The sequence below is a fragment of the Okeania sp. KiyG1 genome, assembly GCF_014132355.1.
Taxonomy (GTDB): domain Bacteria; phylum Cyanobacteriota; class Cyanobacteriia; order Cyanobacteriales; family Microcoleaceae; genus Okeania.
Genome location: NZ_BLZO01000144.1, coordinates 18,309 through 35,499 on the forward strand (window position 1 = coordinate 18,309; position 17,191 = coordinate 35,499).

The window sequence follows — 17,191 nt, forward strand, 5'->3', positions numbered from 1 at the left end:
AACACACTAAAAAAACGGAGAAAATCTATCATGCGTCAGATTGCATTTTACGGAAAAGGCGGTATCGGTAAGTCCACTACTTCTCAGAACACTCTAGCTGCAATGGCTAACCGTCACGGTCAGAGAATTATGATCGTAGGTTGTGACCCTAAAGCTGACTCAACTCGTTTAATCTTAAACGCAAAAGCTCAAACTACTGTACTTCACGTTGCTGCAGAGCGCGGAGCAGTTGAAGACGTAGAACTAGACGAAGTATTGAAAGATGGTTTTGCTGGAATCCGTTGCGTTGAGTCTGGTGGTCCTGAGCCTGGTGTTGGTTGTGCAGGTCGTGGTATTATCACTGCTATCAACTTCCTAGAAGAAGAAGGTGCTTATCAAGATCTAGATTTCGTAAGTTATGACGTACTAGGTGACGTTGTTTGCGGTGGATTTGCAATGCCTATCCGTGAAAACAAAGCTCAAGAAATCTACATCGTATGTTCCGGTGAAATGATGGCAATGTATGCTGCTAACAACATTGCTCGTGGTGTTCTTAAGTATGCTCATGCTGGTGGTGTACGTTTAGGTGGTTTAATCTGTAACAGCCGTAAAGTTGACCGTGAAGTTGAGTTAATCGAGAACTTAGCAGCTCGTTTGAACACTCAAATGATTCACTTTGTACCTCGCGACAACGTTGTACAACGCGCTGAAATTCGTCGTATGACTGTTGAACAGTATTCTCCAGAAGATAACCAAGCTCAAGAGTACAATACATTAGCTGAGAAGATCATCAACAACGACAAACTAACTATTCCTACTCCTCTAGAAATGGATGAATTAGAAGAGTTGTTAATTGAATTCGGTCTATTAGGTGACGAAGAAGATCGTCAGAAGCAAATTGCAGAACAAGATGCTGCTTTAAAAGCTGCTAAGTAAGCTGAAAATCTTCTAGCACAAAAGTGGGGGGTGTGCAGAGCGCACCCCATCTCAAGACACAAGTAAGTGGTGAGTCTTGTATTAATCAAATTTGTAGGGGCAGGTTTTGCAGATAGTCAAAAGTCACCTGCCCCCACTAATACAAATCTCAAACACTAAAATCTTCCAATATCCGAAAGGAGATATGTAACATGACATCTGAAAAAATCGAACAGAACAAACAGTTAATTCAAGAAGTCTTAGAAGCTTATCCAGAGAAAGCTGCTAAAAGACGGAAAAAGCACCTCAAGGTGATCGAAGAAAAAGGATCTGACTGTGGCGTTAAGTCTAACGTAAAATCAGTTCCTGGTGTAATGACAACTCGTGGTTGTGCATTTGCTGGAGCAAAAGGGGTTGTTTGGGGTCCTGTTAAGGACATGGTTCACATCAGTCACGGTCCAGTAGGTTGCGGTTACTACTCCTGGGCAGGTCGTCGTAACTACTACAACGGTGTAACTGGTGTTGATACCTTCGGTACAATGCAATTCACCTCCGATTTCCAAGAAAGAGACATCGTATTTGGTGGAGACAAGAAACTCGCCAAAATCATCAAAGAAATCGAAGACTTATTCCCTCTAAATGCTGGTGTTACAATTGAATCTGAGTGCCCAGTAGGTCTAATTGGTGATGACATCGAAGCAGTAGCTAGAAAAGCTGCTAAAGAAATCAATAAGCCAGTTGTTCCAGTACGTTGTGAAGGTTTCCGTGGTGTTTCTCAGTCATTAGGTCACCATATTGCTAACGACACAGTGCGTGACTGGGTATATGAGCCTTCTGCTGAAATAACTGACGAAGAACTAGGTTTTGAAAAGACTCCTTATGATGTATCCTTAATCGCTGACTACAACATCGGTGGAGACGGTTGGAGTTCTCGTATATTGTTAGAGCAAATCGGTTTAAGAGTTGTTAGTCAAGCAACAGGTGATGGTACTTATAACGAAGTATTCATGGCTCCTAGGGTGAATTTAAACCTCATTCACTGCTACCGCTCTATGAACTACATCTGCCGTTATATGGAAGAAGAGTATGGTATACCTTGGGTTGAGTTTAACTTCTTTGGTCCTACTCAAATTGCTAAGTCTCTCCGGAAGGTTGCTTCTTTCTTTGACGACACAATCAAAGAAAACACAGAAAAAGTAATCGCTAGTTATCAAGCACAAGCTGATGCAGTAATTGCTAAGTACCGTCCTCGTTTAGAAGGCAAGAAAGTAATGATGATGGTTGGTGGTCTACGTCCACGTCACGTTATTCCTGCTTTCGACGATTTAGGAATGGAAGTTATCGGTACTGGTTATGAATTCGGTCACGGTGACGACTACAAGCGTACTGCTGACTACGCTAAAGAAGGTACTCTAATCTATGATGACGTTAGTGGATATGAGTTCGAGGAATTTGCTAAGAAATTAAAGCCAGACTTAATTGCTTCTGGTATTAAAGAGAAGTATGTATTCCAGAAGATGGGTATGCCATTCCGTCAAATGCACTCCTGGGATTATTCTGGTCCTTATCACGGTTATGATGGATTCGCTATCTTCGCTCGTGACATGGATCTAGCTCTCAACAGCCCAACTTGGAACCTAATCAAAGCTCCTTGGAAGAAAGCTAGCTAATAGAAGTCAAAAGTTGTAGGGGCGAATGGCATTCGCCCTCACTCGATTTGCTTTTGGCTTTGAAGATAAATTTAGTTAGGTAATGGGGTGATGCCATCACTACAGCAACCCCTACGCGGAAGTCAAAAGTCAAAAGTCAAAAGTTAAAAGTATTAATTTAATCTTTTGGCTTTGGCTTTAAAGATAAATATTCTAAATTCTGAATTCTAAATTCTGAATTCTAATGAATTCTAAATTCTGAATTCTAAATTCTAAATTCTAATAGAGGATAAACACCATGAGTCAGAATGTAGACAAAATCAAAGACCATTTTCAACTCTTCCAAGAACCAGAATACCAAGAAATGTTCGAGCGGAAGAGAGAATTTGAAGGCGGTCCTTCCAAAGAAGAAGTACAAAAAGTTCGTGAGTGGACAAAATCTTGGGAATATCGTGAAAAGAACTTTGCTCGTGAAGCCCTAAGTATCAACCCTGCTAAAGCTTGTCAGCCTTTAGGTGCAATCTTTGCAGCAGCAGGTTTTGAAGGAACTCTACCTTTTGTACATGGTTCTCAAGGATGTGTTGCTTACTTCCGCTCCCACTTAACTCGTAACTACAAAGAGCCATTCCAAGCAGTTTCCTCTTCTATGACTGAAGACGCTGCGGTATTTGGTGGTCTCAAGAACATGACTGATGGTTTGGCAAACTCTTATGCTTTGTACAAGCCAAAAATGATTGCTCTTTGTACAACTTGTATGGCAGAAGTAATTGGAGATGACTTAGGTTCATTCATCACTACTTCCAAGAATCAAGGTGCAGTACCTGAAGATTTCCCAGTTCCTTTTGCTCATACTCCTAGCTTTGTTGGTTCTCACATCACAGGCTATGACAATATGCTCAAGGGTATTTTGGTAGCTCTGACTGACGGTAAGAAGAAGGGAGTTACTAACGGTAAAATCAACTTCATCCCTGGTTTCGACCCTTACATTGGCAACATCCGGGATTTGAAGCGGATTCTATCTTTGATGGATGTTCCTAACACCATTTTAGCAGACAACGCTGAGAGCTTTGATTCTCCTAACTTGGGTGAATTCAAGATGTACAACGGTGGTACAACTCTTGAAGAAGGTGCTGATTCCATCAATGCTAAGGCTACTATCTCCTTCCAGAAATATTCTACTCCTAAGACTCTAGAGTACCTAGAAGAAAAAGGCGGTCAAACTACAGCTACTTATCGTCCTATTGGTATCCGTGGTACTGATGAGTTCTTAATGGCGTTGTCTGAATTGACTGGTAAGGCTATTCCTGAAGAGTTAGAAATTGAGCGTGGTCGTGCAGTTGACGCTATTACTGACTCTCAAGCTTGGTTACACGGCAAGCGCATCGCTATCTACGGCGATCCTGACCATGTATTAGGCTTGTTGAACTTCACTCTAGAATTGGGTATGCAGCCAGTTCACGTTGTTGTTACTAATGGTAACGTTAATGGTTTTGAAGAAGAAGCTAAAGCATTATTAGCTGCAGATCCTAACGGTCAAGATGCTACTGTTTGGGTTGGTAAGGACTTGTGGCACTTACGTTCATTGTTGGATACTGAGCCAGTTGATTTGTTAATTGGTAATTCCTACGGTAAGTTCCTCTGGCGTGATACTGGCACCCCATTAGTACGCATTGGCTATCCTATCTTCGATCGCCACCACCAGCACCGTTATTCTATCTTAGGATATAAGGGCGCATTCAATCTACTCAACTGGATCGTTAATACTATCCTCGATGAGTTAGACCGTGGTAGCATGGAATTAGGTGTTAACGATACATCTTTTGACTTGATTCGTTAATTCATATTAACCATATAGTTTTTGTAGGGGCAAATGGCAGTTTGCCCCTATTTTGGTTTGACAGAACTCAAGTAGGTTGGGTTAAGCGCTAGCGCAACCCAACAACAAACTCGACACTGATGAACATTATCTTTAACAGACTCGCTCTGTTGGGTTTATCCTGCCGATAAGCTACGAAGATCGTTCTGATACCTAACCTACTGGACTGACACAGCTAAAATGGTGGATTATATCCTTGGGGTGGGGGCGGGTTCATCAGATAATTTGTCACACCTTTAATTTAACGCGGAACCCGCCCCTACTACATTTGTTGGGTTTCCTTCCTCAGGAGAAAAATGTTGAAAAATACTCCAATACACCTTAATCTCCCCTACTCCCCTACTCCCGATCTCCGCCCCATAGAGTCGGGTAGTGGACTGACACAGCTAAAACTGTACATTAGCTTTTAACTTGAAAATTCTTACTTTTGACTTTTGACTTTTGAATTAAATCTAATGCACTATTTTAGATGAAACAGTCCACTACTGGCGTGACACGCCTAAAATGGTGCAATAGTAGGGGCGGGTTCCGCGTTAAGTTAATGGTGTCACCCACGACTGAGTAAACCCGCCCCCGCCCTAATAATCTAATGCACCATTTAAGCTGTGTCAGTCTACTACTGGACTGTTTCATCTATCCCTCACCTCATCTGTACATCCGTGCCATAATCTGTGTGAGCGCAACCCAACCTACAAAATGATAACTTCTATACAAAATTAATAATAAAAATTTGTCATCCTAAATAATAACAAAAATTTGTCATTCTAAGATTCTCTACTCTATAGAACCCATTTGGTATCTTTGCCTTGACTAAATTTTTGAGCCAGGAGTTGGAAGTAAGATAGAGGCCATAGGAGAAAAATGTAGAAAAATACTCCCCTACTCCCCCACTCCCCTACTCCCCTACTCCCGCTCCCCGCCCCATAGTAGTTAATAAAAAGAGATTAATAACATGGCTATGATGACCCCAGGCAAGGTTGCCGAACTGATGAATGAGCCAGGTTGCGAACACAACCATCATAAAAAGACGGACACAAAAAACAGAAGGTTGCCAACAACAAGCAACTCCTGGAGCAGCTCAAGGAGGTTGCGCTTTTGATGGAGCTAGCATTGCCCTGCTCCCCATTACAGATGCAGCTCATTTAGTTCATGGGCCTATTGGTTGTTCTGGTAACTCCTGGGGAACTCGTGGTAGTCTTTCCTCTGACTCCCATCTCTACAAAATGGGTTTCACTACCGACATGAGCGAAAATGACATTATCATGGGTGGTGAGAAGAAATTATTGAAGGCGATCGCTGAACTGAAAAAACGTTATCAACCTCCGGCGATATTTGTCTATGCTACCTGCGTTACTTCTTTAATAGGAGATGACTTAGAAACAGTTTGTAAGGTCGCTACTAGAAAATTAGAACTTCCGGTCATTCCTGTCAACTCTCCTGGTTTTATTGGTAGTAAAAATCTCGGCAACCGAGTTAGTGCGGAAGCATTATTAGACCATGTAGTTGGAACTTCCGAGCCAGAATTTACCACACCCTACGATATTAATTTCATCGGCGAATATAATATTGCGGGTGAAATGTGGGCAATGTTACCTCTGTTTGAAAAACTTGGCATTAGGGTATTGTCAAAAATCACCGGAGATGCTACCTACAAAGAAATTTGTTACGCCCATCGTGCCAAACTCAACGTGATGATCTGCTCCAAAGCTATGATCAATATGGCACGGAAAATGGAGGAAAAATACGGCATTCCTTACATTGAAGAATCTTTTTATGGTGTTGCGGATATTAATAACTGCCTCAGAAATATTGCTGCCAAAATTGGTGATGCTGACCTGCAAGAACGGACAGAAAAACTCATAGCTGAAGAAACAGCAGTTCTCCAAGAAATATTAGAACCCTATCGCCAACGTTTGAAAGGTAAAAGAGTCGTACTCTACACGGGTGGGGTTAAAAGCTGGTCTATTATTTCGGCGGCTCAAGATTTAGGTATGGATGTGGTCGCTACCAGCACTAAGAAAAGTACCGAAGAAGACAAAGCCAAAATCAAAGAATTGCTGGGCAAAGATGGTATTTTGCTAGAAAAGGGAATGCTGAAATTCTGCTGAAAGTCATTGCTGACACCAAAGCTGATATGCTCATCGCAGGTGGCCGAAACCAATATACTGCCCTGAAAGCGAGAATCCCATTTTTACACATTAACCAAGAACGCCATCATCCTTATGCTGGATATCACGGCACGATCGAAATGGCAAAGGAATTAGATGAAGCACTCCATAGTCCAGTTTGGGAACAAGTGCGACAACCCGCACCTTGGTTAGAAGAATGTCAGATAGAAGATGTTTTGGCAGTAGAAACTTTACCAAGTCTGACTAATATTCCTCCTGCAACAGTCAGCTTTCCGAAAAATCATTATCCACAAATCCTCTGAAACTCAGTCAACCTTTAGGTGCTGCTTTAGCTTACTTGGGAATTAAGGGGATGATGCCGCTGTTCCACGGAACTCAAGGTTGTACTGCTTTTGCCAAGGTATTGTTGGTGAATCACTTCCAGGAAGCTGTACCTTTATCTACTACTGCTATGAGCGAAGTGACGACTATTTTGGGAGGGGAGGATAACGTTGATAAGGCGCTTTTGACTCAGGTGGAAAAGTCAAAACCAGAAGTTATTGGTTTGTTGACCACTGGTTTAACGGAAACCAGGGGGGATGATATGGAGCGCATTCTCAATAAATTTAGGGAAGACCATCCAGAGTTAGATGGGTTCCCCATATTAAACGTTTCTAGTCCAGATTATAAGGGTTCCGCTCAGGATGGTTTTGCTGCCACGGTAGAACGTATAGTAGCTTATGATTATGGCGAACCTATTCCTACTGAAACTAAAAAGCCTTTCGTAACAATTTTAGCGGGTAGTTGTCTTGCTCCTGGAGATGTGCAGGAAGTTCGAGATATTGTGGAATCTTTTGGCTTAATACCAATAGTTGTACCTGACTTATCTCAGTCTCTGGATGGACATTTGGTTGATGATAATTATAGCACGACAAGTTCTGGTGGAACGACCATAGAAGAACTTCGTAATTTGAGTCAGTCAAGTTTTACTCTGGTTATTGGGGAAAGTTTGCGGAATGCTGCTCAGATATTGGAAGAAAAATTTGGTACTCAATATCAAGTGTTCCCTCGGTTGACTGGTTTAGGTGCGGTGGATAGTTTCTTGCTAAAATTGTCTCAGTTAGTTGTTTCTCGTACTGACCCCCACTTAGATAAAGATTGTGAAGTGCCTCAGAAATACCAACGCCAACGTCGGCAGTTACAGGATGCGATGTTGGATACTCACTTCTATTTTGGGCATAAGCAAGTATCTATTGCCCTGGAACCAGATTTACTTTGGGCAACCAGTTGGTTTTTACGAGAAATGGGAGCAGATATTAAAGCTGCCGTAACAACTACGCGATCGCCTTTATTGGAAAAGTTGCCCACAGAAAATGTGAGAATTGGCGACTTGGGAGACTTGGAGGAAGTGGCAGCAGGTTCAGATTTGTTGATTACCAACTCTCATGGTAAGCTAATATCTGAGAAATTGGGTATTGAGCTATATCGGATGGGAATGCCAATTCACGATCGCCTGGGTAATGGTCAACGTTGTTATGTGGGTTATCGTGGTACAATGAATTTATTATTTGACATTGGTAATATTTTCTTAGAGCAAGAAGAATCGAAAATTCATACCAATGATTATTCATTATTGTCAATAAGTTAGGAGTCAGGAGTCAGGAGTCAGGAGTCAGGATAAATGCTAATTCTAGAGGAAGTAGTTGGAAGAATATTCCCTTGATTTTTCTGTAATTAGGATTTGCTGATTAAATCTAAAAGCATTGACATATAAAAGTTTTAGCATTTTTTAGTTAAAAAATTCCAAGCTTTTAGGTCGTAATGGTTCAAAAAATTAGCATTTTAGGCTCATAGTTGCGCAGAATAATCCCTTGATTATTCTTCCTTCTACCTCCCCTCTAATTCCCATTTCTCCTGTCTCCCCCTCCCCTCCTGGGAGGGGCTAGGGGTGGGTTGGGAGGGGTTAGGGGTGGGTTGTCTCCTGTCTCCTACCCCAGCAAAAAGACTTTCCATACGCAAACTCTAATTAACAAGCCCTACATTAGAAATAATAAACAACAAGAAACCGGGTCTTTGAACCTGATAATTAATATCACAAATTTAATCGAAAAACACGGTTTCTGAAGCGCTTCAAAACAAGTTTGTTATCAAGAACTAATGGTTATTTACTATTAGTTTTTGCTACATACAACAAGGAGGAAAACAACGATGAAAGTTGCATTTGCAACAACTGATTTTGTTCATATAGATGGTCACTTTGGATCTGCCAAACAAATGGCATTGTATGAAGTTGATGACAAAGGATATCAACCTCTAGAACCCTTAATTTTTGGTGGTAATCTCAATCAAGATGCTAGCAAACAAGATAAACTAGAAAAACTTCATGCCAAAGTTGAAGCTTTGCTCGACTGCACAATAGTTTATGTACTAGAAATTGGTGGTCCAGCAGCAGGTCGTTTAATCAACAAAAAAGTGACCCCTATGAAATCCAAATCTCCAGAAGACAAAATTACCGATCTTCTGGACAGATTAGTAGAAACATTAAAAGGTAGTCCTCCTCCATGGCTCAGAAAAGCTTTACAAAAAACTTCCGAATCTGACTTAGAAGCTGTACTTGAAGAGGTGTAAAATTATGACTGTTCAAACAGAAACAACAACAACAACAACCGACATTTATTCTGCTCCTTTTATTAAGGAATTAATTAGAGCAGTTCAAGCTCAAGACTCTTATGGAGTATATAAGTCTTGGTCTCCTGAATTAATTATCAAGCCTTATATTGTTAGTAAGCAAGAAAAACGCCAAATTTCCACAGAAGAAGAAGTTAATCCGATGACTTTAGCTCGGATTAAGTTATTCTACAATGCCATAGCAACTTGCATTGAATTAGAAACCAATCAAATCATGCAAGTAGTTATTAGTATCAACCATGAAGGATTTGGTTGGGCACTTGTATTTTGTGGTCGTCTTTTAGTGGTTTCTAGAACTTTACGGGATGCTCAACGTTTTGGGTTTACTTCTCTAGAAAAATTGGAAGATGAAGGAGAAAAAATGGCTAAAGCTGGCATTGAGTTAGTCAAAAAATATAAGGAAGTTTGCAAACTCTAAGTAGCAAATTTTTCTAAAGATTTAGAGAGGAAGGTTAGAGCCATATTTTTTCATTAATTGATAATTGATAATTGATAATTACCTCCGGTTAAAACCATTCTTGATGGAATATAAGGAAATATTATTTCTTTTCTTGGTCGATTGGATATGGCGAGGAGACCTCGCCATCCCATCCTACGGACTGCTCCGCAAACGACCGCTTTTTCCCTTAAAGGGGAGGTTTTCAACCAGAATCATTTAATTATTAATTATTAATTATTAATTATTAATTATTAATTATTCGGTAAATATCTAACAACCTCTCTCCCTCAAACTAAAGTATTTTTTTGCACACAAATATTAAAAAAATTGAAAGTAGACGAAAAAAAAGATTTGTGCCTATAATAAAAAATACAAATAGCTACTACTTTATCTAATTAATTTCGGGTTCATCAAATGAAGACATTAACAGATTTCAAAAAACTCGTAGATGCAGAAGACTTCCTCAGTTTTTTTGACATTCCCTACGACCAAACAGCAGTAAACATAAATCGCCTCCATATATTAAAAATGTTTTCTGTAGCAATTGCAGAAGTTGACGAAAAAACAGAACTGACAGAAACTGAAAAATTGACAGAATATAAAAAAGCATTAGAGTCAGCTTATCAAACTTTCTTGACATCTAGCGCTCAAGAACAAAAAGTATTTCCAGTCTTTCAACAAGAACATAAGGATGTAGTTAAATTAACAGAAATTACTGCTGAGTAAGGAGCAGAATAGTGTTCGACCTGACACCAAAAGAATTAGAACGTTATAGTCGCCAAATCATGCTTCCAGGTTTTGGTGAGGAAGCACAACAACGACTCAAATCAGCTACAGCAGTGGTAAATGGAGTTGGTGGGTTGGGTGGCACAGTAGCACTGTATTTAGCAGTAGCAGGTGTCGGGAAGCTGATTTTAGTCCGAGGTGGGGAGCTACGACTTGATGACATGAATCGTCAAATCTTGATGACAGATGATTGGGTAGGTAAGCTGCGAGTAGACAAAGCCAAGGAAACCCTAGCTGCCATTAATCCAGATATTGAAATCGAAGCCGTACCTGAATATGTCACTGCAGAAAATGCAGACACATTAGTACAGTCGGCAGATATTGCTCTCGACTGCGCCCACAACTTTGACGAACGGAATTTATTTAATGCTGCCTGTGTACGTTGGCGCAAACCAATGGTGGAAGCTGCTATGAATAGCATGGAAGCTTATTTAACTACCATAGTTCCTGGTAAAACTCCTTGTTTGTCTTGTTTATTCCCAGAAAAGCCAGAATGGGACCGACGTGGGTTTGGAGTCTTGGGTGTAGTTTCTGGAACCCTAGCTTGTCTAGCAGCTTCAGAAGCAATCAAACAGATTACAGGATTTAGTAAACCCCTGTGGTCACAACTGCTGACAATGGATTTGGATGCCATGGAATTCTCTAAACTTCGCCCCTACCATGACCCGGACTGTCCAGTTTGCGGTTCCCTCAGTAAAGAGTTAAAAAGTTAAAAGCTAACTCACAAGAAGTGGTAAAAATTTAACCACAGAAGTTATCACTGCGAACAGTTTATAGTTAAATCTTTGGTTTAGCCTATAAATAGGAAATTTATAGGAAAGGTGATATTTACACGATATGCTTTCGCGCTGAAACTGAAACTGAAATTTCAAAACTCAGGGTGCAATTTTTCTACTAACTTAGTCGCAGACAGTTCTGTAAAGCGCGATCGCACCGTCCCAGTAATTTCCTAAGTCCATTACTGAAGCCAGACAAAAGGCGGATGTCGCCAATCTGGGTAATTATCGGTAAGTCTAAAATTATTTGTCTTCAAAATTATGACTATAAGTTTAACAGAAAAAGCCGCTTCTCAACTTACCAAATTCCTGAAAGACTCAAATCAAGGCATCCGCATTTCTGTTGTGGATGGTGGTTGCAGCGGTTATGAGTATTCCTTAAATATTGCCAATGCTCCCAAAGCAGATGACTTGCTGCTATACAAGGACAATTTACAGATTTTTATTGACCCCAAAAGTGCGCCTTTGCTAGAAGGAGTTGTAGTTGACTACATTGAGGGTTTGACTGAAAGCGGTTTAAAGTTTATTAATCCCAACGCCACAGAAACTTGTAGCTGCGGAAAGTCCTTCCAAGCAGGAGGTTGCACCCCAACCGGAGTACCTTGTAGTTAACTAGCGCTTCAGCTATCAGCTATCAGCTAAAATCGGCGTGTTTTAGTCCCCCACTATATTTGAAAAAGACCATGGTGTGGGTTGATGGAGGTAGTACACAACGATCATACGCCTTGAAAGCTAATGGCTGACCGCTGACCGCTGACTGCTATTTTAACAAAGTCTTTTGAGACGAAAGAACAACTAAAAAAAGGAGGATCTTAATCAATGGCTACTTATAAAGTACAGCTAATCAAAGGCAAGAAAAAACAACCCCCAGAAATCGATGTTACTATCGAAGTTGATGAGGATACATATATCCTCGATGCGGCAGAAGAACAACATTCCGATCTAGAATTTCCTTCTTCTTGTCGCGCCGGTTCTTGCTCTAGTTGTGCTGCCAGAATAGTAGAAGGAGAAGTCGATCAAGAAGATCAAAACTTCTTAGATGACGATCAGTTAGAAAAAAAATGGATATTATTGTGTGTCGCCAAACCTAAGTCTGATTGCGTTATCAAAACTCACCAAGAAGCTTATTTGGTGTAATACCACTGTTCATTAATTGATAATTGATAATGGATAATTGATAATTACCTCTGGTTAAAACCGTTACGGAATTGAATATAAGGAAATATTATTTCTTCTCTTGGTCCATTGGATATGGTTAGGAAACCCATCCATCCCACCCAACGGGTGCGCTCCGCTTTTCCTACGGAATGCTGCGCAAACATGTTGCGTAGCAAAACGACCGCTTTTTCCCCTTAAAAGGGTCGGCTTTAAACCAGAATTATTTAATTATTAATTATTAATTATTCGGTAAATTATCTTATCTTTCGCCCTCCTGTAGTTTTTATTTAAGATTATAGGAGGGTAATTTATATGGAGCAGGGAGTCGGGAGTCGGGAATAAAAATGATTTTTCCTGCCTATAATTTTATTTACAAGACTTACACAAAAGACGAAATTATACACCGTTTGTAGTGCTTAACAGCGGTTTAGGGGTTAACGGCCGTTAACCCCTACCATAAACGCTAATTTTTATATCTATAATCCAAGTTTGAATTTATTTACTCCGACAAAATTAACAAAAAACCTCTACAATATTAACAATTTTGATAAAAATTAAAAATTGGAGTAATAGGTATGAAAAAAATCGGATTCTGGTCTTAATTTGTATGGCTATACTTTCTTATTTATTAACAATTAGTTGTAGCCAAACTAGGGATAATTCATCTTCTGAGTCTACTGCCTCAACAATAAATTTAACAGTTTCAGCAGCAACTAGCCTCAAAGATGCAATGGAAGAGATAGAGCCTATTTATGAACAAAAAAATACCAATACTTCTTTAACTTTAAACTTATCTTCTTCCGGTTCTCTACGACAACAAATTGAACAAGGAGCGCCAGTAGATTTATTTATTTCCGCATCTCCTTCCCATATCAATATTTTGCAAGAAAAAGGTCTAATAATAGATGAAAGCCGTCGCGACCTCCTGAAAAATCAAATGGTGTTAATAGTTCCTACAGAAAATACCGCTGCAGTTAACACATTTCAAGATTTAACAAAAGACACTATTACAAACATATCCATTGGCGAACCAGAAAGCTCTCCCGCAGGAAAATATGCCCAAGAAGTCCTAACTTCTCTAGGTATTTATGAGACTATTGAAGCGAAAATAGTTTTTGCTAAAAATGTACGTCAAGTGCTTAATTATGTCGCCACGGGAAACGTTGATGCTGGCATTGTTTATCGTACAGATACTAACGCTTCAGATGCAGTAAAAATTGTTGCAAATGCTCCTGATGATTCTCATACACCAGTAGTTTATCCTATTGCAGTAATTAAAGATAGTAAGAATATTGAAGCTGTTAAGCAACTAGAGGAATTTATGTTTACTCCAGAGGCAAAAGCTGTGTTTGAAAAATATGGTTTTATTACACTAGAAAAGAAGGAGTAAGGAGAAAGTTAAAATTCAAAATTCAAAAGTCAAAAGTCATTAATTGATAAAGGAAGTAGGGAGTAGGGAGTAGAGAGAATAAAAAGATTTGTACTGCAAGTGACTGTTTTGGTTTTTTTCATCACTAATTATTCGGACATGATATTACTTCTTATTTCTTACTTCTTATTTCTTACTTTTAACTTTTGACTTTTGACTTTTGACTTTTAACTATTGCTTCTAGGAATTTGCTGAGGGAGATTCGGGATTCCAGGTAAAGGTTTCTGTCGTGTCGGAAGGTTCACAAGGAGGAATTCCTGTTCCCTTAACGTTAACATTCTGCATCATTCCCAAGTCTTCATGAATCAGAATATGACAGTGGAAGACGAATTTACCAGGATAATTTTTAAAACGATGGCGAATTTTAATTGAACCATTATTTGGAGGAATATAGAAGGTATCCCACCAAATTGGATTATCTACAGCAGTACCATTAAATTCAATTACTTGGAAAGGATTAACATGAATGTGGAATGGGTGTGCCGCACCAGTGGTATTGGTGAGTTCCCAGACTTCATCTGTGTTGATGTCAACATTTTGTACTGTTTCATCATGGCCTTCAGGATCATAAACTTCACCATCAACCTCAAATTGTGTTGGGATGACTGTCTCTGGGCTTTGTCCAGCACAACCACCAAACTGAGCATCAAAAGAAATAGTTTTCGCCGGATCTGGAGCAGGAGTATCAAAGGGTTGAAGATAATCTGGGAAATCTCCTGGGATTGTGTCCGGAATCTCTTTGGGAGAAGAAACGGGCGTACCTGTGACATTAATATAAGCTAATGTCTGTGGTGTATTAGCAGCATTAGCATCAGTAAACTTATCTTTCAAGACCTGGTATTCCCCTTCTTCTAGCTGAACTAAGAAGTCAGCACGATTCGCTGGAGACAGTTCCATAGATGACATAAATTCTGGAGCTTGGCCATAATGACTAATACCATCAACTGCAATTCGATAGACTCCTGTGGTGACATCTTCATAAGTATCGCCATTTTTTTTCTGGAATCTTAAGGTCATAAAACCTCTTGGTGTAGCAGTCGCATTGATAAAACGCCAACGCTGCAATTCTTGAGGTTGCATGGTTAAAGTGGGTTTTGATTCCCCATTAACCGTAAATTCTTGAGATGTAGTTACACATCTATAAACATCCTCATCATCATCACCAATGATTTCTTGAATAATCCATAATAAATCTTGATCGACATCAATTTGGTCTGCGGGAGGATCTTCGATAATTAAAGCACCTGCCATTCCATCAACCAGTTGAATAGCAGTTGAACCGTGCATATGGGGATGATACCAATGGGTTCCAGGAGCATGAAATTGAGGAAGATAAACACAATAGGGATGCTCAGTAGACCCTCCTGTTGTAGATGGATCGAGTTCATAGAGAACATCATCAGACGAGATTTCTACCTCATCATTTTTACCACCAGAGACCACATCTCCATTAGGTGCAATACTCATAGGAGAGACATGAAACCCATGAAAGTGTAAATTAGTGCTATTGAAACAACGGGGTCTGTTTAGCTCTCCGGGACAACCTGTACTAGGAGAGTCTGCGTTATTCGGAGGTAAAGCATTAACTAATTTAATATTTACTCGCTCACCTGCTTGTAGTTTAAATGTAGGCCCAGGGACTTGACTATTGAAACAACGAGTAAACTCAGTACGTTCATTTTCTCCTAAAATATTAATATTTTCCTGAGCCACTGTAAGTTCGGCTGGACTTGCTGGGGTGCCATTGGCAATAATTTCAGGTTGGGGAAATCCATTAACAAAATCCTCTGTTGATGAACTTCCTGAAGTATATGGGCTGATTAAAGCCGTTTTATTTTGAGTAGCACCGAATACGATAAAAGAGGCTGCTGTTATTCCTGCTCCTAGACCAAATCCACTTAAAAATGCTCGTCTACCTAGTGGTGAACTCAAGATATCTTGTTCTTGGTTTTCCGAAGCTTTTTTTTCATCATTTTGTTGGGTCATTTTATTCTTTTTCCTCCTTAAATGTTGAAGGTTTTAGTATTAATTAATGGGCGATAAATATCTATCAGCAGAAGGAATAAAGTTGATTATTGGTATTCTCTGGTTTCAACTATTCCATAAGTCCTAAAGTAAGCATTTCCTCCGGAATGCTGCGCAAACAGAGGTCAGCTAGCCTCATAAGGTCGGAACTTTCCGTTTGTCATGCTACGCAAACGTTAACAGCTATCAGCTTTATTACTTTTAGTGGACAATTGAAGCTGGTTATTCTTGTGCTTCAATTCTTTGTTTAAAAATGTAGTAGAAGTTAAGCAAGTGCTTGCTTCATTCATTAAAAAGCTGTTTGCGCAGCATCACAAACGGAAGAGCTGACCGCGAGCTAGTTGAATGCACCCGTCCTAAAAGTAAAAGCAACTGCTATATTTTGACTAACAAAAATTTGACAGCAACAACAGTTAGAGAATCTGGTTCTCAATTAAATTTGTAAAAGCTCGACAGTTTTATTTAACTTTTACATATTGTCATATTAAACTTTATTGGTTGGTATTGTTGACTAACAAAAATTTGACAGCAATGACAGTTAGAGAATCTGGTTCTCCATTAAATTGGTAAAAGCTCGACAGTTTTATTTAACTTTGACATAATGTCATATTAAACTTTTGTGGGAATTTAGGAATTAATTTAACAATTTTTTTATAATTATGATTTTTCTCTACCAACCCTAAATAATTCGTCAAATTAATTGTCACCTATTGCCTCGTATAAGCTTTAGTGTTCACACCTATATATCAAATCCGGTTGAATACTTATTATATAGTTGAGAGTAGGGGACCCATCCCTAGCCCCTCCCCCGACCGTGGAGGGGAAGAGGGGAGTGGGGAGTGGGGGAGTGGGGAGTAGGGGAGATTAAATAGACATCTTCAATAATAAAAATCAAATCAATTATTTCCCTGTACAGACGTTGCATAAGGGCGTCCCTACTATGCATGAAAGAGATGTCTAATATTGAAGTAATTTAAGAAATTATCAACAAATATTATATAACCGGATTCTATGTCCAATTAACCGGATTTGATATAAAATAGAACTACCGGATATCTCCCCCTTTCAAAGCTAATGATAAAACCCCGTCTTTAAGGACAAGGTTTTAAATAAGTATTCAAACGGACATGATATAAATCACAAACAATTTAGCTACCATACTGTAAGTTTCCGTCAATGTTTTCAATATCTTCCAAAACTAGAGCAGTACGTTTGCTGGATTGATCCCTTCTTCGACATTTTGCAGCAAGAATCGGCCCTTTTTTACGTATTTTAATGGATACTTTTCACAACTTTTCTGAAAAGTCGAGGCTTGAGTTAAGGGATATTGTTCAAGATTTCCATCAATATTTTCTATTCCTTT

14 protein-coding genes are annotated in these 17,191 nt (G+C 39.5%); 13 read left to right on the forward strand and 1 reads right to left on the reverse strand.

The features are described 5' to 3' along the window. Positions 1-30 precede the first annotated feature (30 nt). The 13 genes from nifH (at position 31) to modA (ending at position 13,764) form a co-directional block, all read left to right on the forward strand. Entirely contained in the window at positions 31-915 is an 885-nt protein-coding gene (gene nifH, locus SAGCYANO_RS33770; RefSeq protein WP_202224044.1) for a nitrogenase iron protein, read from the forward strand. A gap of 191 nt (positions 916-1,106) precedes the next feature. Continuing rightward, positions 1,107-2,564, forward strand: coding sequence for a nitrogenase molybdenum-iron protein alpha chain (gene nifD / locus SAGCYANO_RS33775; RefSeq protein ID WP_202224045.1), 1,458 nt, complete (start codon positions 1,107-1,109; stop codon positions 2,562-2,564). A gap of 277 nt (positions 2,565-2,841) precedes the next feature. After that, positions 2,842-4,380 carry a nitrogenase molybdenum-iron protein subunit beta gene (nifK, locus tag SAGCYANO_RS33780; protein ID WP_202224046.1) on the forward strand — a complete coding sequence of 513 codons (1,539 nt, stop codon included), beginning with the start codon at positions 2,842-2,844 and terminating at the stop codon, positions 4,378-4,380. Positions 4,381-5,411: 1,031 nt separating this feature from the next. Further along, positions 5,412-6,527 (forward strand): nitrogenase iron-molybdenum cofactor biosynthesis protein NifE, encoded by a 1,116-nt coding sequence (gene nifE, locus SAGCYANO_RS33785; protein ID WP_255502803.1) that lies wholly within the window; start codon positions 5,412-5,414, stop codon positions 6,525-6,527. Between the two features lie 26 nt (positions 6,528-6,553). After that, positions 6,554-6,850: a hypothetical protein gene (locus tag SAGCYANO_RS48390; protein ID WP_255502804.1), complete on the forward strand. Its 297-nt coding sequence runs from the start codon at positions 6,554-6,556 to the stop codon at positions 6,848-6,850. After that, positions 6,847-8,175 (forward strand): nitrogenase iron-molybdenum cofactor biosynthesis protein NifN, encoded by a 1,329-nt coding sequence (gene nifN / locus SAGCYANO_RS33790; protein ID WP_202224056.1) that lies wholly within the window; start codon positions 6,847-6,849, stop codon positions 8,173-8,175. Before SAGCYANO_RS48390 ends, nifN begins: the two co-directional genes overlap by 4 nt. 560 nt (positions 8,176-8,735) lie before the next feature. After that, positions 8,736-9,155: a nitrogen fixation protein NifX gene (gene nifX / locus SAGCYANO_RS33795; RefSeq protein ID WP_202224047.1), complete on the forward strand. Its 420-nt coding sequence runs from the start codon at positions 8,736-8,738 to the stop codon at positions 9,153-9,155. Between the two features lie 4 nt (positions 9,156-9,159). Next, positions 9,160-9,633 carry a NifX-associated nitrogen fixation protein gene (locus tag SAGCYANO_RS33800; protein WP_202224048.1) on the forward strand — a complete coding sequence of 158 codons (474 nt, stop codon included), beginning with the start codon at positions 9,160-9,162 and terminating at the stop codon, positions 9,631-9,633. Between the two features lie 435 nt (positions 9,634-10,068). Beyond that, on the forward strand, positions 10,069-10,380 hold the full coding sequence (gene nifW, locus SAGCYANO_RS33805) for a nitrogenase-stabilizing/protective protein NifW (RefSeq protein ID WP_202224049.1): 312 nt from the start codon (positions 10,069-10,071) through the stop codon (positions 10,378-10,380). A gap of 11 nt (positions 10,381-10,391) precedes the next feature. Then, positions 10,392-11,153 (forward strand): HesA/MoeB/ThiF family protein, encoded by a 762-nt coding sequence (locus SAGCYANO_RS33810; RefSeq protein ID WP_202224050.1) that lies wholly within the window; start codon positions 10,392-10,394, stop codon positions 11,151-11,153. A gap of 324 nt (positions 11,154-11,477) precedes the next feature. Continuing rightward, complete coding sequence (locus tag SAGCYANO_RS33815) at positions 11,478-11,828, forward strand: iron-sulfur cluster assembly accessory protein (RefSeq protein ID WP_202224051.1); 351 nt, start codon at positions 11,478-11,480, stop codon at positions 11,826-11,828. Positions 11,829-12,035: 207 nt separating this feature from the next. Further along, on the forward strand, positions 12,036-12,353 hold the full coding sequence (locus tag SAGCYANO_RS33820; RefSeq protein ID WP_202224052.1) for a 2Fe-2S iron-sulfur cluster-binding protein: 318 nt from the start codon (positions 12,036-12,038) through the stop codon (positions 12,351-12,353). Positions 12,354-12,981: 628 nt separating this feature from the next. Next, positions 12,982-13,764, forward strand: coding sequence for a molybdate ABC transporter substrate-binding protein (modA, locus tag SAGCYANO_RS33825; protein WP_202224053.1), 783 nt, complete (start codon positions 12,982-12,984; stop codon positions 13,762-13,764). Between the two features lie 219 nt (positions 13,765-13,983). On the opposite strand, the gene SAGCYANO_RS33830 is transcribed toward modA, so the two are convergent. Further along, positions 13,984-15,789 (reverse strand): multicopper oxidase family protein, encoded by a 1,806-nt coding sequence (locus tag SAGCYANO_RS33830; RefSeq protein ID WP_202224054.1) that lies wholly within the window; start codon positions 15,787-15,789, stop codon positions 13,984-13,986. Positions 15,790-17,191: the final 1,402 nt, after the last annotated feature.